The sequence below is a fragment of the Methylobacter tundripaludum SV96 genome (genome assembly GCF_000190755.2).
Classification (GTDB): Bacteria; Pseudomonadota; Gammaproteobacteria; order Methylococcales; family Methylomonadaceae; genus Methylobacter_A; species Methylobacter_A tundripaludum.
In genome coordinates, this window is the sequence record NZ_JH109152.1 from 83780 (window position 1) to 104594 (window position 20815).

The 20815-nt window shown below is 47.4% G+C and carries 22 protein-coding genes; 17 read left to right on the forward strand and 5 right to left on the reverse strand.

Annotated features, from left to right (window positions below; all coding sequences use genetic code 11):
* Window positions 1–183: a hypothetical protein gene (locus METTU_RS22910; RefSeq protein ID WP_150107710.1), complete on the reverse strand. Its 183-nt coding sequence runs from the start codon at window positions 181–183 to the stop codon at window positions 1–3.
* Between the two features lie 161 nt (window positions 184–344).
* Here METTU_RS22910 and METTU_RS00400 point away from each other — a divergent pair, with 161 nt between their 5' ends.
* Window positions 345–1670 (forward strand): DEAD/DEAH box helicase, encoded by a 1326-nt coding sequence (locus tag METTU_RS00400; protein ID WP_006889309.1) that lies wholly within the window; start codon window positions 345–347, stop codon window positions 1668–1670.
* A 26-nt stretch (window positions 1671–1696) separates the two neighbouring features.
* Here the strand turns inward: METTU_RS00400 and METTU_RS00405 are convergent, their stop codons facing one another.
* A complete protein-coding gene (locus METTU_RS00405; RefSeq protein ID WP_006889310.1) occupies window positions 1697–1996 on the reverse strand; it encodes a DUF2288 family protein in 300 nt (99 codons plus the stop codon).
* 121 nt (window positions 1997–2117) lie between these two features.
* On the opposite strand from METTU_RS00405, the gene METTU_RS00410 reads away from it, so the two are divergent.
* Together METTU_RS00410 and METTU_RS00415 are read left to right on the forward strand one after the other, a co-directional pair.
* Window positions 2118–2981 (forward strand): Tom20 family protein, encoded by an 864-nt coding sequence (locus tag METTU_RS00410; protein ID WP_006889311.1) that lies wholly within the window; start codon window positions 2118–2120, stop codon window positions 2979–2981.
* Between the two features lie 38 nt (window positions 2982–3019).
* Window positions 3020–3382 (forward strand): lysozyme inhibitor LprI family protein, encoded by a 363-nt coding sequence (locus METTU_RS00415; protein ID WP_254257787.1) that lies wholly within the window; start codon window positions 3020–3022, stop codon window positions 3380–3382.
* A gap of 6 nt (window positions 3383–3388) precedes the next feature.
* Here METTU_RS00415 and METTU_RS00420 read toward each other — a convergent pair whose 3' ends face one another.
* Both METTU_RS00420 and METTU_RS00425 read right to left on the reverse strand, forming a co-directional pair.
* A complete protein-coding gene (locus METTU_RS00420) occupies window positions 3389–3955 on the reverse strand; it encodes a DUF1415 domain-containing protein (protein ID WP_006889313.1) in 567 nt (188 codons plus the stop codon).
* Between the two features lie 69 nt (window positions 3956–4024).
* The gene (locus tag METTU_RS00425) at window positions 4025–4501 is read right to left on the reverse strand and encodes a CBS domain-containing protein (protein ID WP_006889314.1); all 477 of its coding nucleotides are present in this window, start codon (window positions 4499–4501) and stop codon (window positions 4025–4027) included.
* 198 nt (window positions 4502–4699) lie between these two features.
* Between METTU_RS00425 and adk the strand changes: the two genes are divergently transcribed.
* The 3 genes from adk (at window position 4700) to METTU_RS00440 (ending at window position 9694) form a co-directional block, all read left to right on the forward strand.
* A complete protein-coding gene (gene adk / locus METTU_RS00430; RefSeq protein WP_006889315.1) occupies window positions 4700–5338 on the forward strand; it encodes an adenylate kinase in 639 nt (212 codons plus the stop codon).
* 252 nt (window positions 5339–5590) lie between these two features.
* Entirely contained in the window at window positions 5591–6613 is a 1023-nt protein-coding gene (locus METTU_RS00435; RefSeq protein WP_006889317.1) for an aspartate-semialdehyde dehydrogenase, read from the forward strand.
* Window positions 6614–6667: 54 nt separating this feature from the next.
* On the forward strand, window positions 6668–9694 hold the full coding sequence (locus METTU_RS00440) for a FimV/HubP family polar landmark protein (protein WP_254257788.1): 3027 nt from the start codon (window positions 6668–6670) through the stop codon (window positions 9692–9694).
* 51 nt (window positions 9695–9745) lie between these two features.
* Here METTU_RS00440 and METTU_RS00445 read toward each other — a convergent pair whose 3' ends face one another.
* Entirely contained in the window at window positions 9746–10330 is a 585-nt protein-coding gene (locus METTU_RS00445; RefSeq protein WP_254257789.1) for an Hpt domain-containing protein, read from the reverse strand.
* Window positions 10331–11074: 744 nt separating this feature from the next.
* Between METTU_RS00445 and METTU_RS00450 the strand changes: the two genes are divergently transcribed.
* Genes METTU_RS00450 through METTU_RS00500 form a run of 11 tightly spaced genes read left to right on the forward strand, consistent with a single transcriptional unit; the run spans window position 11075 to window position 20815 of the window.
* Window positions 11075–11578 carry a flagellar basal body-associated FliL family protein gene (locus METTU_RS00450; protein ID WP_006889319.1) on the forward strand — a complete coding sequence of 168 codons (504 nt, stop codon included), beginning with the start codon at window positions 11075–11077 and terminating at the stop codon, window positions 11576–11578.
* 1 nt (window position 11579) lies between these two features.
* Complete coding sequence (gene fliM, locus METTU_RS00455) at window positions 11580–12575, forward strand: flagellar motor switch protein FliM (RefSeq protein WP_006889320.1); 996 nt, start codon at window positions 11580–11582, stop codon at window positions 12573–12575.
* A 55-nt stretch (window positions 12576–12630) separates the two neighbouring features.
* Window positions 12631–13011 carry a flagellar motor switch protein FliN gene (fliN, locus tag METTU_RS00460; RefSeq protein ID WP_006889321.1) on the forward strand — a complete coding sequence of 127 codons (381 nt, stop codon included), beginning with the start codon at window positions 12631–12633 and terminating at the stop codon, window positions 13009–13011.
* Window positions 13011–13454, forward strand: coding sequence for a flagellar biosynthetic protein FliO (gene fliO, locus METTU_RS00465; protein ID WP_006889322.1), 444 nt, complete (start codon window positions 13011–13013; stop codon window positions 13452–13454). Before fliN ends, fliO begins: the two co-directional genes overlap by 1 nt.
* Complete coding sequence (fliP, locus tag METTU_RS00470; RefSeq protein ID WP_006889323.1) at window positions 13447–14205, forward strand: flagellar type III secretion system pore protein FliP; 759 nt, start codon at window positions 13447–13449, stop codon at window positions 14203–14205. Before fliO ends, fliP begins: the two co-directional genes overlap by 8 nt.
* 16 nt (window positions 14206–14221) lie before the next feature.
* Complete coding sequence (gene fliQ / locus METTU_RS00475) at window positions 14222–14491, forward strand: flagellar biosynthesis protein FliQ (protein ID WP_006889324.1); 270 nt, start codon at window positions 14222–14224, stop codon at window positions 14489–14491.
* A 3-nt stretch (window positions 14492–14494) separates the two neighbouring features.
* The gene (gene fliR / locus METTU_RS00480) at window positions 14495–15268 is read left to right on the forward strand and encodes a flagellar biosynthetic protein FliR (protein WP_006889325.1); all 774 of its coding nucleotides are present in this window, start codon (window positions 14495–14497) and stop codon (window positions 15266–15268) included.
* Window positions 15269–15275: 7 nt separating this feature from the next.
* Window positions 15276–16400 carry a flagellar biosynthesis protein FlhB gene (gene flhB / locus METTU_RS00485; RefSeq protein ID WP_006889326.1) on the forward strand — a complete coding sequence of 375 codons (1125 nt, stop codon included), beginning with the start codon at window positions 15276–15278 and terminating at the stop codon, window positions 16398–16400.
* A 6-nt stretch (window positions 16401–16406) separates the two neighbouring features.
* Complete coding sequence (flhA, locus tag METTU_RS00490; RefSeq protein ID WP_006889327.1) at window positions 16407–18506, forward strand: flagellar biosynthesis protein FlhA; 2100 nt, start codon at window positions 16407–16409, stop codon at window positions 18504–18506.
* 16 nt (window positions 18507–18522) lie between these two features.
* Window positions 18523–19950 (forward strand): flagellar biosynthesis GTPase FlhF, encoded by a 1428-nt coding sequence (gene flhF, locus METTU_RS00495; RefSeq protein WP_006889328.1) that lies wholly within the window; start codon window positions 18523–18525, stop codon window positions 19948–19950.
* A 31-nt stretch (window positions 19951–19981) separates the two neighbouring features.
* Window positions 19982–20815: a MinD/ParA family protein gene (locus METTU_RS00500; RefSeq protein WP_006889329.1), complete on the forward strand. Its 834-nt coding sequence runs from the start codon at window positions 19982–19984 to the stop codon at window positions 20813–20815.

Consider the following 20815-nt stretch of genomic DNA (forward strand, 5'->3'; position numbering starts at 1 on the left):
TCAGTCCAGATAGGCTATGGCGTAGGCCGGAATAAGGCCATCCAAGCGCGTAGCGCGAGGTGGCGTTTCCGGCGAATTCGGAAGGTGTTTGCCGGAAACGCCAGTTCTCGCTGCCGCTCGAACCGACTTATTCCGGCCTACAGCAGGGCTGAAGGTGCGCTCCATACGTATTAACTTAAGCACATTGGTTAGTTCACCACGAAGACACGAAGAGCGCGAAGTTAATTTCTTCGCGCTCTTCGTGTCTTCGTGGTGATATTTTTTAAGTTTTAACGGCCTGCCGTTCCCCATTCCAACACTCATGATCTTGTGATCATGAACGATTTTTTTATTAGAGGTTCCAAATGTCTTTCGCCCAGCTCGGTTTAGCCGACGAACTCCTTAAAGCCGTAGCCGATCAAGGCTATGTCACTCCTACACCGGTACAGCAAAAAGCGATTCCCTTGATCCTTGAAGGCAAGGACGTGTTGGCAGGCGCACAAACCGGAACCGGAAAAACCGCCAGTTTTACCTTGCCGTTATTGCAACGGCTGGCCGAGAATCACGATCCGCATCAAAAACCGCGCCGCGTTCGCGCACTGATTTTAGTGCCGACCCGTGAACTGGCCGCGCAGGTCTATGAAAGCGTAAAAACTTACGGCGCACATTTACCGTTCCATGCGGAAGCGGTGGTCGGCGGCGCGAGTATCGGCATCCAGACCCGTCAATTACGCCGGGGTTGCGACATCGTGGTGGCGACGCCGGGGCGCTTGATCGACCATGTGCAGCAGCGCAATATCAACCTGTCCAACGTGGAAGTGCTGGTGCTGGATGAAGCGGATCGTATGCTCGATATGGGCTTTTTGCCCGATATTAAGCAACTGATGGCGCTGATACCCAAGAAACGGCAGAGCCTGTTGTTTTCTGCGACTGTGCCCAATGCGATCAAATCGCTGGCCGCGCAGTTGTTGAACAATCCCGTTGAAGTCGAAGTCGCCAAGCAAAATGCTACGGCTGAAAATGTCGCGGAACGGGTTTACGGCATCGGCCGCGAGTACAAGCGCGAATTATTGTCCTACCTGATCGGCAGCAATAATTGGAAGCAGGTTTTGGTTTTTGTTCGCACCAAACACGGAGCCGATCGTCTGGAAAAGCAGCTGATTGAGGACGGCATCCGTACGGCGGCGTTGCATGGCGATAAAACGCAGGGCGCACGCAACAAGGCGCTGGAGCAGTTTAAAACCGGCAAGGTTTCGGTATTGGTTGCGACCGATATTGCCGCGCGCGGTCTGGATATTGACGACTTGCCGCATGTGGTGAATTTCGATGTGCCGCAGGTGCCGGAAGATTATATTCACCGCATTGGGCGTACCGGACGGGCCGGCGCCAATGGCGAGGCCTTGTCGCTGGTGTGTCCGGAAGAAGCCTGGATGCTGGTGGAAATTGAGAAACTGCTTAAGCGGCAAATCCCGCGTGTGGCCGATACTGGCTATGAGCCTGTTTCACTGAAAGTGATCGATGCGCCTAAAAAGAACGCACCCAATAAAACGACCGGCAAAAAGGATATGCGGCATACCAAAAAACCGGCGGCTCGCGGCGCCAAACCAACGGTTCGTGGGGTTAAACAGCCTGACAGTAAGCGGATCGAATCAAGAGGTAAGGGAAGATCCGGTTCAAGAGGGAAAGTTTAAGGCAAATATGCCTTAAACGGTGTGACTTATTCCTGAACCAATATCCAGGGTTTGACGACAACGGCCCATACCTCGGCGTCAGCCTCAAACCAGTCGGCTGCCTGTTGGTCGGAGACCAAAGCAACTTGATTGCTTTGCATCCATAACGCAACCTGGTCTTTATTGTCGATGGAAAACTGGTAGGCCACATCGACTAAATCCAGGTCTGATGCAACAAATACCGCAGCGCCGGCGGCAAAAAAGCGTTGCAGTTCCTTCCAGGCAATTTGCGATGTTTCCAGATTTACTTTTTCTCTGGCAATGTCGCAACCGTTTGATTCGTTCATGATTTTCTCTTTGTTGTGGGTAGGTAGTGTGTTATTTACACATTTGAATTAGTGTCGTTATCTGCTCTGCTGTTATTCTATAGCTTGCGATTATAAATTACTAAATCAAGAGAGATAAATCATGTCGTTTTTTGAGTCAATAACAAAGAAATCCAAGTTAAAAGCCGCCATAAAACAAACAACGGAGGCGCGCAGCAGCGATGGCCATACGGCCGATCAACTGTTTAAAAAAGTTTATCAGGATTATGCCGAAGTTGTTGCTAACGAGCCGTTGATTGCTGAAGCTTTATATAATTGGGGACTTGCTTTGTTGCATCAGGCGAGAACCAAGTCGGGTGAGGCTGCGGCCAATCTTTATCAGGATGCCATTGCTAAATTCTCCTTTTGCTTGACTATTGAGCCCGCTTATCTAGGCGCGGCATTGGATGGCGGTGTTGCTTATATGGAATTGGCTCGTGTTAAAGCGGTTGAAGCCAATGATAGTTTATATGAACGGGCCAAAAGCTATTTCGAAAAGGCCAATGCGATTCAGGCCGGATCGGCTTCTTATAATGTAGCTTGTATTTATGGCTTGCGAAGCGAGAAAGAAGGCTGCCTGAATGCGTTGGAAATCTCTAAAAACAAGGGCTATTTACCGGTCGTCGCCGATATTATTGCTGACCCGGATCTTGATCGCGTTAAGCATCAGGACTGGTTTGTCGACTTTATGGAATCTTTAAATAAAAAACCGGAAGCGGCTGTTGAAGTTAGCGAGGCCGTTGTCAAAGAGGCCGCTTTGAATGAAAAAGCCGACATTGTGGAAAATCCTGTTGTTGCCGATACGCCGATAATTGAAAAGGTCGAAGATGATTCTGTGGAAGATGCCTCCGCTGTTGCCGAACCCGAAGTCGTAGAGCATAACGCGCTAGTCGCTGAAGATGCGGCAGTACCTGAAAAAACCGAAGTTGCGGCTGAAGCCGATGTCGTAGCGGAAGAAGTCAAGTAGTGATGTCTTCCTTTAGACATGTGGTAATTGCGGGGTTGATGGCCGCAATAGTTCAACCGGTCCTTGCCGCTGATGAGGGTTTAAGTCAAACATTCGCAACCTGTATGGATCAAGCCGGTGGCGTTACGCCATCAATGGTTGAATGCATGAATGCGGAAACGGAACGGCAAGATGTGAGGTTAAACAAGACTTATAAGGATATTATGGCCGGCCTTTCTCCTGAACGTAAGAAGCAGTTGCAGGAAGCCCAACGCTTATGGCTTAAATACAGAAAGGCTAACTGTGACTTTTATTACGATCCTGATGGTGGAACGATAGCCAGGGTCAGTGCAAACGATTGTTTCATGTCCGCTACGGCGGCGCGGGCTAAGGAATTAGAGGCTTTTAAGCAGCAGGAATGAAAAAAATCATGGGTTAACCGGGTAACACGCCGCTAATAAAGCCTGCATTTTAGCTAATCCCAGTTTTCGGGTTAATTCGATATTGTGTTGCGGGATGTTTTCCGGATCGGGGTGGCTGGCTACGGCCCGGTCTAGGCTGGTTTCCCGTAGCAAGTGCAGCATGGGGTAGGGTGAGCGATTGGTGTAGTTTGCGGCGTCGTCCGGATCGCTACCTTGAAAGCAGTAATCAGGATGGAAACTTGCCAACTGGTAAGTGCCTTCATAGCCTTGTTCAATCAACAGCGATTCGGCGATTTCAACAAAATCCAGGTAGTCGTTGAATTCTGCAAACGCATCTGCATAAATCAGCAGCGTGGTTTCAATGCCGGATTCGGTATCCAGTCGATCACATTCAAGTATCAGGTTCAGCAAGCATTGTTCGATTTCTGTGTCGCGATCGACGCTGAAGTGAATACTGCCTCGTTCCAGTTCGCGCCTTGCGAACGGGCAGATGCTGTGCTCAATGATGACGGATTTTAACCACGTTATTGTTGCGGCTTTAACGTGTTGATCGGGCAGGGTTTTATGGGTCATGGTTGGTTGCCGGTTAAAACAAAAAAGCCCCGTTACCTAGGGGCTTTTGGGGTGACGCAAGCTGCATTATTATTTATGACTGATGCCGGCTGCGATTCTTTTATCTCTTTCTTCGCTGGCTTTTTCGATCTTTGAAAAAAACCGGAGTATGTCGGTGGAGGAAAGAATGCCGACCAGTTTGTTGTCTTTATCGACGACAGGCAATGCGCCGATTTTATTGTCGGCCATTTTTGCAGCCGCTTCCGAGGCATAGGTGTCAGGGTTAACGGTTATCACGCCCCGGTGCATGATATGCTGCACTTTTTTCGGAATCACATGCAGTTCTGTAGCGCCTGTGCCGGTTGCCGCTTCAATGGCATTAGAGTTGCTTTTTGGACCCAGCGCTTTGTATAGGTCTCGGTCGGACACAATCCCGATAACTTTGCCTTTTTCAACGACGGGTAAGTGACGAATTCTTTCGTAATGAATCAAGAAAAAGACACGATCAATCAAATCGTGTTGCTCGACTGTAAATACTTTTGAAGTCATTAAATCTTCAACACGCATTATTATTCCCCCTGAATGTAAAAAAACTGACTAAGAATAGGGAAATAAACGTATTTTTACAAGAGATAAAATTTGATGTGTTATAAAATAATCAGTCACACTTTTATTTGGTTTTGCAGGTCGGATTAAGCTAACCCGACTGACGCGAGCTGTTATGTTAGAGTCTAAATCTGTCTTAGCGACACAATGGAGTTAGTTATGCGCATCATCCTGTTGGGGAGTCCCGGTTCCGGTAAAGGAACTCAAGCTCAATTTATTACTGAAAAATACGCTATTCCGCAAATTTCAACGGGTGATATGTTGCGAGCCGCAGTGCGGGAAGGAACACCGTTGGGTGTTGAAGCAAAAAAAGTGATGGATGCCGGTGGCCTGGTTTCCGATGATATTATTTTAGGGTTGATCAAAGAGCGTATTACTCAAGCCGATTGCGCTAACGGCTTTTTGCTGGACGGTTTTCCCCGGACCATTGCTCAAGCTGAAGGCCTGAACGAAATGGGCGTGAGCATCGATACGGTTATTGAAATCGTGGTGGAAGATGAGGAAATTGTAAAGCGCATGGCTGGCAGAAGGGTGCATTTACAATCCGGGCGCACTTATCATGTTGAGTTTAATCCGCCTAAAGTTGAGGGCGTTGATGATGTGACCGGGGAGCCTTTGATTCAGCGCGATGACGATAAAGAAGAAACCGTGCGTAAACGGCTCAGCGTTTATCATGAACAGACCAAGCCTTTGGTTGGGTTTTATTCAGCGCCGGAACAGCAGGTCAAGTTCAGTTCGATAGCCGGTGTCGGCAGTGTCGATGAAATCACCAAAAAAGTTTTTGCGGTTTTAGGGTAGCCGTAGGTTGGGTTGACGGCTTTTGTGTCCCGGAGAGTATTATTCTTAATCCAGCACATTAGAGCACCCAATGTTGGGACGCAACATGGCACTCAAAACATTCCGTGATTATCGGTGTTCAAATTTCAGAATAAAAGGTTTTAAAATTAATGACAAAGAAAGTTGCAGTTTTACCGACCGGCCTATGTTTAGGTTGCGTTACCGTGCTATGGGTGTGTACAGCTATGTCAGCTACACAGAAGGGTGGATAAGATGACCAAGTTATATAACGTTGCTGTGGTTGGCGCTACCGGTGCGGTGGGTGAAGCCATGCTGTCAATTCTGGAAGAGCGCAATTTCCCTGTCGGCGAGGTTTATGCCTTGGCCAGCAGTAATTCAGTGGGTAAAAGAATTCCTTTTAAAGGCGGGTCTTTGGCCGTGCAGGATTTGGCTACCTTCGATTTTTCAAAGGCGCAAATCGGACTGTTTTCGCCGGGCGCATCCGTGTCGGCGGAATACGCGCCGAAGGCCGCCGCAGCGGGTTGTATTGTTATTGATAACACCTCGCAGTTTCGCTATGACGACGATATTCCGCTGGTGGTGCCGGAGGTTAATCCCGAAAAAATCGCCGATTATAAAAATCGAGGCATTATCGCTAACCCGAATTGCTCAACTATCCAGATGTTGGTGGCGTTAAAGCCCATTTACGACGCGGTGGGGATTGAGCGCATCAATGTGTGTACCTATCAGGCGGTTTCGGGGACGGGTAAAGAGGCCATAGAGGAGCTGGTTAAGCAAACGACCAGTCTGCTGAATATGCAACCCATCATCACAAACGTCTACCCTAAACAGATTGCTTTTAACGTGTTGCCGCAGATTGACGTATTCATGGACAACGGCTACACCAAGGAAGAAATGAAGATGGTTTGGGAAACCCGGAAAATCCTGGGCGATGACAGCGTTTTGGTTAATGCAACGGCAGTTCGGGTTCCGGTTTTTTACGGACATTCCGAGGCCGTGCATATTGAGACCCGTAAAAAAATCGACGCGGCGACAGTCAGAGCCTTGCTTGAGAAGGCGCCCGGTGTGACGGTTATGGACGAGCGTAGCGATGGCGGTTATCCGACGGCGGTGACGGAGTCTTCAGGCAATGATGATGTGTTTGTAGGACGCATTCGGGAAGACATTTCGCATCCTCAAGGAATCGATTTGTGGGTGGTGGGTGACAATGTTCGAAAAGGCGCGGCATTAAACAGTGTGCAAATAGCAGAAGTGCTGGTAAAAAATTACATCTAGACTAAGCTTGTGTACATATTTGACTGGACGCGGTAAGAAACTGTGGTAACTATTGTGAAGAAGAGCGGCGTGCGCAATTTAACTAAAACTTTAGCGGTTGTATCGTTGCTTGCGCCGGCTAGTGGTCATACGCTAGGCATTGGCGAGATTAAATTGCATTCGGCCCTGAATCAAAATCTGGATGCTGAAATTGCGTTAACACTGTCAGGCGAGAACGTATCGGACATCAAGGTAAACTTGGCCCCACCTGAAAAATTTGATGAGGCGGGGGTGTCATGGAACTATTTTCTGTCGAAAATTAAACTTGAAACCGTTACTCATTCAAATGGCACGGCAGTCATTAAGCTGACTTCGAAGGAAGCGTTAAAGGAACCTTTTTTGGATTTTTTGCTCGAAGTCAGCTGGCCCAAAGGCAATTTGTATCGTGAATTTACTGTCTTGGTGGATCCGCCTTCAGTTTACAACCAAGCAACCATTCCCGTTTCAACCAGTGCTGAAAACTATGCGAAACCGCCAGTCACTACGCCTCAACGTCAATCGCATGCAAATGGACAAAGCAGTGAGAGCGAATATGGGCCTACACTTGGAAATGATACGCTTTGGAGCGTGGCTGATCGAGCAAGAGGACAGAGCGACGTTTCTGTAGAGCAGATGGTGATTGCGATTTATGAAGCAAACCCTAAAGCATTCTATAAAGGAAATGTTTATGCATTAATGTCTGGAAAAATGCTGAAGATTCCTGAAAGAGAGGCCATTTTAAAATTATCACGCAATCAGGCATTAGCGGAATTCAACCGGCATACAAAAGCCTGGAAAAATCATTCGGCTCCTGCCCATGTTGAAACAGCAAAGGAAAAGCCCGCCCTGAGCAGAGCCGAAGGGCCTGGCGATAATCAGTTAACGCTGGTTGCCCCGACCAAGGCGGCGGTCGCCGATCATGCTGTGGTAGCGTCGGTTAATGAGCAGGCAAGGGCTGAAAAGAAAGCAGCGGATGCATCTGCGATCGTTAAAGGTAAAGCTGAAGAGGGTGCAAGTGACGCAGCTACACAAAGCAAGGTAGCTGAGTTGGAAAAACAACTGGCGATGATGCAGGAATTGATTGCTTTAAAGGATCAACAGCTCGCGGCTTTGCAGAATAAGTTTCAGGAACATCCTGTTGGTCAAGAACAGGCAGCGCCGGTCGAAGTTGTGGCGGCCAAACCTGTCGACCAAGTAACACCTGCTCCTCAACCGGCCGAGCCGACGCCAGGCGAAGTCGTTGCGGCCAAACCTGCCGATCAGGTAACACCGGCTCCTCAACCGGTCGAGCCAGTGCCAGGCGAGGTTATGGCAGCGAAACCTGTGAATCAAGCGCCACCCGCTCCTCAGCAAGCAGTTGTTCAACCCGTGCAGCCAGTGGCTCAACCGAAACCTGAAGGTAGTTTATTCGATCCGTACTATCTGAGGATAGGGGGGGGCGGATTGGCAATTTCGGCACTGCTTGGCTGGCTTTGGTGGCGGAAACGCAAGGTTGACGAGGAAACGAATACAGAGAGTATGTTCGCCACTTCCAGCATGATTAAAATACCTGAAGCCGATGAAAGCCTTTCCGTGCCGGTTGTCGAAGAAGGTGCTGTTCATGATGTAGGCACAGTAGGCGAAAGTTCTTTCTTAAGTGAGTTTACACCGAGTGATTTTGACTCATTTGATACTGATCAGGGGGAAATTGATCCTATATCCGAGGCTGATGTATATCTTGCTTATGGTCGTTATCAGCAGGCCGAAGAATTAATACGGCAGGCGATTAAAGACCAGCCGAATCGCGATGAATGTAAATTGAAGTTGCTGGAAATTTTTTATGCTAACGAAAGCAAAACGGCTTTTGAAGCCTATGCGAATGAACTGGTAGAGGCTGGTAAGCGGAGTGAGGTCGAGTTTTGGGAAAAAGCGGCAGAGATGGGGCGTGAAATTTGTCCTGACTCGCCGTTATTTTCTTCCGGGGAGGCTCTGTTCGCAGTGGCTGACAATACACCCGTTGAAAATAGTGACGAAAACATCGGTGGGAGAGAGGACGTAATTACTGGAACGGCTTCTTTCGGAGAGTTGGACAGTGAAGGTTTTGCCAAGGAAACAACGGCGTTGAAGGGCGACGAGCCGGATATTGATTTAACTTCATCTGAAGCCGATTCTTTTGTTGATGAGCAGCGAAATAACGAAGACATTGACTTTGATTTAAGCTCATTCTCAATGGATACCAAAGAATCGGATGAAGCGGAAAAAGGCGTTATCGCTTCCAATACGCTTGCGGATAAGTCTTCAGGAGCGCAGATAGAAGACATCGATTTCGATTTAAGCTCATTCTCAATGGATACCAACGAATCGGATGAAGCGGAGAAAGGTGTTATCGCTTCCAACGCACTTGCGGATAAGTCCTCAGGCGCGCAGATAGAGGATATTGACTTTGATTTAAGTTCATTCTCAATGGATACCAACGAATCGGATGAAGCGGAGAAAGATGTTATTGCTCCAAGCACTTTTTTGGGCAAGCCCTCAGGAGCGCAAATAGAAGACATCGATTTCGATCTAAGCTCATTCTCAATGGACAGCAAAGAATCAGACGAAGCTGAGAACGATGTTGCTGCTCCCGGCGCCTTATCGGACATGCCTTCAGGGACACCGCCAGCCAGCCAACAGCAGGAATTTGAATCTTACGAATTTAGCTTTAGTTCCGATAATGCTAAAACAAAAGAAATCGACAGTCTTGATTTTAGCGCATTAGAAAATAGCGATAAAAAGCAACAGGATGTTGATTTTTCTGCGGATAAGGCATTAGATTTTAATGATGATTTTGGCGACGATTTCGACTTTAACTTTGATTTGGATGAGCCTCTGACAACAAGTGGGCAGTCCAATCAATATGATGAATTCGGTGTTTCCGATCTTACCGATATGGACGAGTTGGAAACGAAGCTGGATTTGGCAAAAGCCTATGTCGATATGGGTGATGCAGAAGCGGCCAAAGATATTGCCAAAGAGGTGCTTGAGCAAGGTACGGCCGAGCAAAAAAAAGCAGCCAAAGCGTTACTTGACGAGTTGGACTAAAATTGGGTTTTGCAGCCACAAAAAAAGCCCTTTAAGGGCTTTTTTTATGACTTAGTATTTGCCAAAGTTTTCCAGGATAAATTTTTGGTGGCATGTGAAATTTAAGGTGCGCTGCTGCAGTATGAGAAAGTGCCGATGGGTGCTCGCATAATTATTATTTAACAGACAGTTTTCTAGCGCATTTGCCGGTTGCTGAATGTCCATTAAGCCACAAAAACTCACCGAACCATTCAATTTGTGCGTAATTTCCCGGGCAAGATCGTATTGCTTGTTTTCCAGTGCATCTTTTATATCAATGACTTGCAACGGAAGTTCCTCGAACAACTTTTCAAAAAGGGTCAGCGTAAGGCGCCGGTTGTTTTTGGTTTTACTCAGGAGTATTTGGATGTAATCTAAAGCTAAAGCCTTTGTTTTCCAAAGATCTATAAGCTCATTGAGTCGTTGCTCTGTTATGGGGCCAGTCAGGATGTCGTCAAACTCTGCTGGGCATTGTTGCTCGCTTTGGGAGTCTTTTGCTGGATTAACGATAGCAATGACCGGTGTTTTGCTGTTCATGCCAAGAGGGTCTTTGATGCGAGCGATAAGTTCCGACTGCCAGGGATGGCGGCCGAGACTGCTCCCGGCAGTCCTCGGCATTTCCTCCATCCATGGAGGGCAGAAGTGTCGCAATCGGTCGGGAACCGATGCGACCGACTGCCAATGACGTATGTGTCGTAATCGGTCGGGAGTCGTTGCGACCGAACAGTTTACAGGCAAGTCAAGCAGTATCAGGTCGAATTGAGTCGCTTTAATGTGCATTAAAATATCATCGTATTGGGTGGTTGCAATAATATCTTGGCGGCGTTGATTAAATGATGAATGGTTAATGTCGATGTCACCGGTCATTAATACAATAAATGGCTTCTTCAATGGCATTTTTATTTTTCCTGAGGAATGATGCTGCTTTGATGAGGAATTGCACAGAGATCATCAAGAACATTTATCGTGGAGTGGTTGGGTCGTTTTGGCTGTGATAGAAGGTTTTATTTAATTTCATTATGTGTGTAATAAGGTGTCGGTTTTCTGGCGGCTTCATTTTTTAAGGTCGCGGTTCTTTGAGCGTATTTATTTGCTTAACTATTCGAGACTTATAATTAATACTTGGCGCAGTTAATTATTAACGTTTACAAGTATTCCTATCTTATTCTTTTAAAAGGATCTTTTTTCTTGTATGATTTGGTTTTACGATGTCGGTTAATGATAGCATTCAGCTGTTGGTTAGTGTTGTTTACAGAGATAAGTGGATTGCAGTTATAGTTTATTAGATTGTTTTTGCACGTATTATTATTCTGTGGACTTCAAATTGCTTAATTACTGATTAAAAACTAAAGGGTTTGTAGCATGGCTGAACTTGAGCAAGAAGGCGGAGAAGGGAAAAAATCTCCTAAAAAGCTGATTATCATTATTGTCGCGGCAGTAATTTTATTAGCAGTGGGTGGCGGTGTCACTTTCTTCCTTATGAAAGGGGATTCATCGAAAGGCGAAAAAGTTGAACATGTTGACGAGGATGAGGCGGCAGCTCATGCAGAAAAACTCTATTTTGATATGAGTAAGCCCATTGTTGTCGACTTTCCCAAGGGGGCGACAGTTAAACACGGACGAATTACGGTGTCTATATTGGTAGAAGGCGCCGAAACTATTGAGGTTTTGAAGAAAAATGAACCTATGATGCGCAATAATCTGTTGATGCTGATTGGTGCGCAGGATCCAGCCAATTTGAATACCCGTGAAGGAAAGGAGATGTTAGCTAAAGCCATGTTGGATGATGTGACCGCCGTTTTAATAAAAATGGCAGGGAAGGGGCAGGTTAAAGAGATATTTTTTACTTCATTTGTAATGCAATAACATGAGTGATTTACTCTCGCAGGCAGAAATCGATGCACTGCTAAACGGTGTTAGCGACGGAGATATTGAAACAGAGGATGAGTCCGAGTTTTATTCTGAAGCAGGCGCTGAAGAATTTTATGAAAAAGGCGTGGTCAGAGAGTATGACTTTGCCAGTCAGGAAAGAATTGTCCGTGGGCGTATGCCGACCCTGGAAATGGTTAATGAGCGGTTTGCCAGGTTTATCCGTATTTCGTTATTCAATTTCCTACGTCGTTCGGCGGAAATTTTTATATCGGGCATTCAGGTACAAAAATTTTCTGAATATATACAAGGACTGCTGGTTCCAACCAACTTAACGATTGTTCGGTTTAACCCTTTACGTGGCAAGGCGTTGATCGTCATTGATCCGCGACTGGTTTTTACCGTAGTAGACAATTTTTTTGGCGGTGCCGGACAATTTTATAATCAGACCGAAGGAAGGGAATTTACACCGACTGAAATGCGGGTGGTTCGGATAATCATTGATATGATTTTCAAGGACTTGAAGGAGGCCTGGAAGCCAGTCATGGAACTCGATTTTGAATATGTGGGCGCAGAAATTAATCCGCGGTTTGCCAATATTATCGGACCTGGAGAGATTATTGTTATATCCACCATTCATGTTGAGCTGGAAGGCGGGGGCGGTGACGTCAATATTGCAATGCCCTATGCGATGCTTGAACCCATCCGGGAGTTACTGGATGCCATCAGTAGCGACAGTGGCGAGGTAGACGGCGGTTGGCAGGCCGCATTGCGCGGCGAAGTACTGAGAGCGGAAGTGAGTATAAACAGTCTTCTGGTGGAAAAAAACATGACCATAAGAGACGTTATGCGGTTAAAAAAAGGCGATGTAATACCTATTGATATGCCGGATACGGTGATTCTTAAAGCGGAAGGAATTCCGGTATTTGAAGGTAAGGTCGGCATTTCGGATGGTAATTATGCGATACAGATTATCGATAAGGTAAAGTCTTGAATCAACCTGGCGCAATTCAGGATTTGATTGTAACAATATTAAGTTGGGAAATAAGATGAGCGAATATCCAAATACACCAGAGGATGGGGAAACGATTGATGATTTTGAGGCGGCGGCATTCCAGGAATTTAATAATCAGTTTGAAGATAAAAAGTCGTCTTCAAGCGTAGGCGATGAAGTTAATCTTGATGTTATTTTGGATGTTCCCGTTACTATTTCCATGGAAATAGGCCGGACACAGATTAATATCAGAAATCTTTTGCAGTTAAACCAGGGCTCGGTTGTTGAGCTGGAGCGTTTTGCCGGAGAACCGCTTGATGTGCTGGTAAACGGCACACTGATCGCCCATGGTGAAGTGGTGGTGATCAATGATAAATTCGGTATTCGCTTAACCGACGTGATAAGTCCATCGGAACGGGTTAAACGATTAGCCTGATGCCTGAAAAAATAATGGTCGCGTGGCTGATGTTCTGGTGGTTTCCTGCCAGCTTTGCTGCGCCGGGCGTGGACGTTCCAAAACAGGCAGTCAGGACGATTTCTTCCGGAGATATGCTCCATTGGGGCGTTGGGCTGCTGATAGTCTTGGCTGTCTTTTTTTTCTGTGTCTGGGGAATGCGCAAGTTAGGCGGAATCTCTGTCAACGGCGCAGAAAAAATGCGTATTGTCGGCGGCCTGTCGTTGGGTATGCGGGAAAAAGTCATTTTGCTCCAGGTCGGGAAAAAGCAGCTTATTTTGGGTGTGACGCCGGGACGTATAGATGCTTTGCATGTGTTGGAAGGTGAAGATTGCTTGAACAGCAACGAACCGCCATCTATAGGGAAAGACAGCGGATTTGCTGCCATTGTGAAGCAAGCGATGAAGGGACGATCTGATGGCTAAAAATATGTGGTATCGGTTGTTGATTATCGGCATGGCTTTTTTGTTGATCGAAACGCCGGCTTACGCGGCAGCGGGGATTGAAGCGGTCACCGTGACGACGGGCAAGCAAGGCGCGCAGACTTATACGGTAACGATCCAGATTCTGGCGTTAATGACCTTGTTAACGGTGCTTCCGGCGTTGTTGTTGACCATGACTTCATTTACCCGAATCATGATTGTGCTCAGCTTGCTACGGACGGCTTTAGGCACCGGTTCGGCGCCGAGTAATCAGGTGTTATTAGGCTTGTCCATGTTTTTGACTATTTTCATTATGATGCCGGTTTTTGACAAGGTGAATGCCGAAGCCGTCCAGCCTTATCTGGAAGAAAAAATCGACGTTACTGTCGCCATTGAAAAAGCGTCCGAACCCTTCCGGCAATTTATGCTAAAACAGACCAGAGAGGCCGACTTGGAATTATTTATCAGGATTTCCGGCAAGGCGGAGCTGGAATCGGCCGAAAATGTGCCGTTTTCGTTATTGCTGCCGGCTTTTGTGACCAGTGAATTGAAAACGGCATTTCAAATAGGCTTCCTGATTTTCTTGCCTTTTTTAGTTATCGATTTGGTGGTTGCCAGCGTACTGATGTCCATGGGTATGATGATGTTGTCACCGATGATTATTTCCCTGCCTTTTAAAATAATGCTGTTTGTTCTCGCTGACGGCTGGTCTTTGATCATGGAAATGCTGGCGGCAAGTTTTTATGTTGTGTAAGGTCGGCAGGTAAATTATGGTACCGGAAACGATTTTCATGGTTGGGCAGGAAGCGATGATTGTTGCGGTTAAGCTGACTGCGCCGGTGTTGCTACCCTCTCTGGCAGTCGGCCTGATTATTGCGATGTTTCAAGCGGCCACCCAGATTAATGAGGCGACCTTGACATTTGTGCCCAAGGTCATCGTGATCGGAATTGTTTTGATGATTATGGGGCCGGGGATGCTGCAAATGTTCCTTGATTATTTTCAGGGCTTGATCAGGGATATTCCGCATTTAATTGGTTGAATTTTGAACTTTACCGAAGCGCAAATTCTCAGCCAAACGGCATTGTTCATCTGGCCGTTAATGCGCATTAGTGCGATGTTTGTAGCGGTGCCGCTGTTTAGTATTAAAGCCGTACCGGCCCGAGTCAGGCTGATCCTTTCCGTGGTCATAACGCTTGTAGTCATGCCTTTGCTTCCTCCTTTGCCGTCTGTTGAAATGTTCAGCTACGCCGGGTTTATGACGGCTATTGCACAGGTTATGATCGGGTTGACGACCGGTTTTATTCTACAGTTGGTTTTTGCCGCAGCCGTTTTTGCAGGGCAAAGCGTTGCTTTAAGTATGGGTTTGGGTTTTTCGATGATGGTCGATCCGCAAAGCGGACAGCAAGTGCCGGTGATTGCGCAGCTTTATACGGTGACCACTACGTTAATTTTTATCAGTTTGGATGGACACTTGTTGTTAATACAAATGCTGTTGGATAGCTTTAAAACCTTGCCCATCGGCATTGACGGTATAGATAAAGCGGGCATCTGGTCGATTATTGCCTGGAGCAGCCGGATGTTTGCCGGCGGCTTATTGTTAACCATGCCTATCATTGCCAGTCTGTTGTTGGTGAATATTATTTTTGGGGTGGCGGCCAGAGCGGCTCCGCAATTACAAATTTTTTCAGTGGGCATACCGGTAACCTTGATGTTGGGTCTGCTGTTGATTTGGAAAACATTGCCTGATGTGCTGGATCAATTTTCGGGAATGTTAACGGATGCCTACGATTTGATCGGGCAGTTGTTGCGATTGTAGATGAGTTATGTCAGATAACGACGATAAAACCGAAGACCCCACCGGTAAGCGTCTTGCCGACGCCAGAAAGAAAGGCCAGATTCCAAGGTCCAGGGAACTTAACACCTTTGTCATCCTGATGGCGAGCGCTACCATGTTGCTTACGCAGGGCGGCACAATCGGCAATGGACTGTTAAAAATCATGCGGACTACGTTTCGGCTGAGCCGCGCAGCCATTTTCGATCCCGATAGCATAACGCTGTATTTAAAGCAGGCCATGATAGACACGGTCATGTTGCTTGCGCCGTTTATGGCGGTGATGGTTGTTGTCGCAATCGTCACGCCCATATCGATGGGCGGCTGGGTATTCAGTTGGGAGGCTATAGCTTTTAATCCGTCAAAAATGAATCCAATTGCAGGGATTGCCAGGATTTTTGCCATACGGGGATTGGTTGAGTTATTCAAAGCATTATTGAAGATTTTGTTGGTTTTTGCTGTTGCCGTTGCCTTGTACCGATCTTTTATCGGCGAATTACTAAGCTTGGGCGGCGAGTCGCCGATTCACTCAATCGGTCATGCGCTGGACATTATCGGTACGTGTATTTTGCTGCTCAGTAGTTCATTGATACTGGTTGTGATGATTGATGTACCTTATCAACTGTGGGACCACAGTAAAAACATGAAAATGTCCAAGCAGGAAATCAAGGATGAAAATAAGGATGCGGAGGGCAGTCCTGAGGTGAAAGGGCGGCAGCGCAGAATGCAAATGGAGACGGCGCAAAGACGCATGATGGAGGAAGTGCCGAAAGCCGACGTTATTGTGACTAATCCGAGTCATTATGCGGTGGCTTTAAAATATGACCAAAATTCGAATAGTGCGCCCAAACTGGTCGCCAAGGGCGTCGATTTGATTGCCGCCCAAATCCGTAATGCTGCGATAGGTTCCGGTGTGCCGTTGGTGGCGTCCCCGCCTTTAGCCAGAGCGTTGTATTATTCGACCGAGTTAGATAGAGAAATACCGCAGGGACTTTATTTAGCCGTAGCCCAAATACTCGCCTATGTGTATCAGTTAAAAGCGGCTCAGAAAAATGATTGGAGAGCGCCATTGCCACCGGAAAATATTAACGTGCCTGACGAATTTAAACAGGATTAGCAGGGTATGGATTTTACTAAATTAAAAGCAGCGTTGGCGGTATTGAGCAAAGCCGAGTTGGGCGCGCCATTGGTTATCGTCATGGTTTTGGCGATGCTGATATTGCCGCTGCCGGCATTCGTGCTCGACCTGTTTTTTACCTTTAACATCGCTTTCTCGTTAATCATCCTGCTGGTCGTTGTTTATACGCTTAAACCTTTGGAATTTGCGTCATTCCCAACGGTTATTCTGCTTGCGACCATATTACGTTTGGCGCTGAACGTGGCTTCGACGCGTATCGTATTGATTGAAGGACATAAGGGCGGCGATGCCGCCGGTAAGGTGATTGAGGCCTTCGGCGCTTTTGTTATCGGCGGTAACTTTGCCGTGGGTTTGGTGGTTTTTGCGATTTTGATCATCATTAACTTCATGGTCGTCACCAAGGGCGCCGGGCGGATTGCGGAAGTCGGGGCGAGGTTTACGCTGGATGCGATGCCGGGCAAGCAAATGGCGATCGATGCGGATTTGAATGCAGGCTTGCTGACTCAGGATGAAGCGCGTGAGCGGCGCGCCGAAGTGGCTACCGAAGCGGATTTTTACGGTTCCATGGACGGGGCGAGCAAATTCGTCAGGGGCGATGCGATTGCCGGGATTATTATTTTATTTGTCAACATGATCGGCGGTTTGGCCATTGGCGTTCTTCAGCATGATTTGAGTTTTGCCGATGCAGGAAAGATTTATGTATTACTGTCCATTGGTGACGGTTTAGTCGCTCAGATCCCTTCGTTGTTATTGTCGGTAGCCTCCGCACTGGTGGTCACCAAGGTGGGCAGCAGCGGCGAAAATATCGGGCAACAGGTTACGGCGCAGCTATTTGCAAATCCCAAGGCGTTAACGGTTACGGCAGCGGTGATAGGCGCGCTGGGTATCATTCCGGGCATGCCGAATATGGTCTTTATCATACTGGCTTCGGTTCTGGCCGGTTCGGCCTATTTAATTGAGAAGCGACATAAAGAAGCCGAGTTGGTTGCTATCGATTATCCGCAGGAGCAGATTCAAAACCTAGCCGCTCCCGAGACCAAAGAGTTGGGCTGGGATGATGTGATGCCGGTTGATGTTGTCGGCCTGGAAGTGGGTTACCGGCTCATTCCCTTGGTGGACAAGAATCAGGGCGGACAACTGATGGTTCGTATCAAGGGCGTACGGAAAAAACTGTCGCAAGAGCTGGGTTTTTTAATCCCGTCGGTGCATATCCGGGACAATCTTGATTTAAGTCCAACAGCCTACCGGATTTCGCTGATGGGAGTAACGGTAGGCGAGGCTGAAATCATGCCGGATATGGATATGGCGATTAATCCGGGCCGTGTTTTTGGCACCTTGAAGGGCAATGCGTGCAAGGATCCCGCTTTTGGCCTGGATGCTGTGTGGATAGAACCAAACCAGAAAGATCATGCGCAAACCCTCGGCTATACGGTAGTCGACCCTGGAACAGTGGTGGCGACCCACCTGAGTCATCTTTTGCAATCGCATGCCCACGAATTATTCGGTTACGAAGAGGCGCATAAAATACTCGATAATCTGGCCAAGTCTGCCCCTAAACTGGTCGAGGATCTGGTTCCGAAAACATTGCCGTTAGGTGTGGTGGTCAAAGTACTGCAAAACCTGTTGCAAGAGCATGTACCTATCCGGGATATGCGCAGCATAGTCGAAACTTTGGCGGAGTACGGACTCAGGAGTCAAGATCCCGACATCTTAACGTCAGCGGTGCGTGCGGCATTAGGTCGATTAATTATCCATGAAATCAGTGGGATGCAGAATGAGTTGCCGGTTATTACGTTGGATCATGAATTGGAACAGTTATTGCATAAATCTTTGCAAACGGCAGGCGAAAGCGGTGTTGGGGTCGAGCCGGGGTTAGCGGAACAAATGCATACATCGTTACAGGAAAGTATGCAAAAAATGGAAATGGAAGGACAAACGGCGGTATTGCTGGTTTCTTCTTATATCCGTCCGTGGTTATCCCGATTCGTTCGCCATTCAATTCCCGGATTACATGTCTTGGCATACAATGAAATACCGGCTGATCGTCAGATCAAAGTGGTTTCAACTGTCGGACGAAGAACATAGCACATGAGGCTAAATTATGAAGATTAAACGTTTTTTTGCGGAAGACATACGCCAGGCCATGCGAATGGTTAAAGAAGAATTGGGCGCAGATGCAGTCATCATGTCAAACAAGTCTGTTGACGGCGGCGTTGAAATTGTCGCCGCGCGCGATTTTGACGAGCAGCTGATCCAAAGCAAATTGCAAAAACAGGCCGTCGAGCAACAATCTTCCACCATCCATGGCAGTCGCGAAACTAAAAAAATCGATTTGCCTGATTTTGAAGCGGAAAAGAATCGTTTACATGTATTAAGCAGCCAGAGAAAACAAAGTGCCGATGGTTTCGTGCCTGAGCGTCCTCCCGTGCGCCGAAATATTGACCAATATGTCGGCTATGCAGAAAAAGTACATCTACGCGGAAATATGGAAACGGTAACGGCAAAAGTCGCCAAGCCGGTTGCACCTGCCGTAACACAAAGGCCTAAGCAAGCGGAAAGACCTATGCAAATAGTTATTCCGCCCGAAAAGCAGAGCAGTCCGGCTGATAATCTGCTCCTGGAAATGAGCAAGGAGCTTAAATCCTTAAGGTCTGCGATGGACTCCAAACTATCCAGCGTTAGCTGGGGCGCAGCGTCGCAAACCAATCCGGTCAGGGCTGATTTGCTACAACGATTGGCGGGAATGAGCATTTCAAGAAAACTGAGCGTTAAAATCGCTAACCGCTTTACCAATCACACTGATCCCGAACTGGTTTTTAGTCAAGCCCAGGAACTGTTGGCGAAAGTGCTGCCCGTAGCCGGCGATGATTTGCTGCAACACGGCGGCATTGCCGCTTTAGTAGGACCTACCGGCGTAGGAAAAACCACAACGATTGCCAAGCTGGCCGCCAAATTCATTTTAAAGCACGGACCCAGACAGGTTGCCTTGATTACCACCGATAATTACCGTATCGGCGCGCATGAGCAACTGAATACCTATGGACGGATACTTGACGTTCCTGTTCGGGTGGCATCCAGCGCCGCTGAATTGCGTAATCTTATCAATGGTTTTTCGGACAAGCGCCTTATTTTGATCGATACTGCCGGTATGAGCCAACGCGATATGAAGCTGGTCGAGCAGATTAATACCCTGCAACAAAGCGGTATCGACATTAAATCCTATCTGGTGATGTCGGCGGCAACCGAATACAAAGCCATGAATGAAATTATCAAAGCCTTCCAGGTTTTTGAACCGCAAGCGAGTATTTTGACTAAACTTGACGAAGCCGCAACGATTGGCTCGGCCGTTTCTTCAATCATAGAGAACAACCTGCCGTTGTCTTTTATTGCCGACGGCCAGCAAGTGCCTGAAGACATGCATAGCCCTTGCGCCCGGACTTTAATCGCACAATGTGTGGCTGAGTTGGATGAAGAAAATGATTATAACGATGTCAATAACGAAGCTTGGGCGGCGCAAGGCTATGCATAAGCAACCTGATCAAGCAGCCGGGATAAGAAGAATGAATAAAATAAAACCCGTTCGGGTTATCGCCGTCACCAGCGGCAAGGGTGGCGTGGGCAAAACAAACTTGTCGGTTAACATTGGCATATCGCTGTCGCAAATGGGGCAGCGAGTGGTGTTAATGGATGCCGATATGGGATTGGCTAATGTCGATATTTTGTTAGGCGTGTATCCCAAGTTCAACCTTTCTCATGTGCTGTCAGGAGAAAAAACACTGGATGAAATCATGATTGACGGACCCTCGGGATTGAGAGTGATTCCAGGTGCATCCGGCATTCAGAAGATGTCTGAACTGACCACCGTTGAACAAGCGGCAGTGATCCATGCTTTTAGCGAGATCGACCAGGATATCGATGTATTGATTGTCGATACAGCGGCCGGCATATCGGCAAGTGTGGTCAACTTTGCCCGCGCCTGCCAGGAGATTATCGTTGTTGTGTGCGACGAGCCGACATCGTTAACCGATGCTTATGCCTTTATTAAGTTGCTTAACAGGGATTATGGCCTGTCCCATTTCCATGTGATAACCAATATGGTTCAAACCGCTCAGCAAGGTATCGCGTTATTCCAGAAACTAAGCAAAGTCACTGATCGCTATCTGGATGTTACCCTGAAGTTTGCAGGCGCAGTACCGTATGACGAATATTTGCGCAAATCGGTTCAAAAACAAACGCCGGTGGTTATGGGCTTTCCCAGAAGCAAGGCATCGCTCGCGTTGAAAACGATAGCCGCAAGAATTGACAGCTGGCCGCTGAAATCCCAGGCGGGCGGTTATATTGAGTTTTTTATTGAAAGAATGATTCAATACGGATCCCAAAAGGATGTTGCGTGA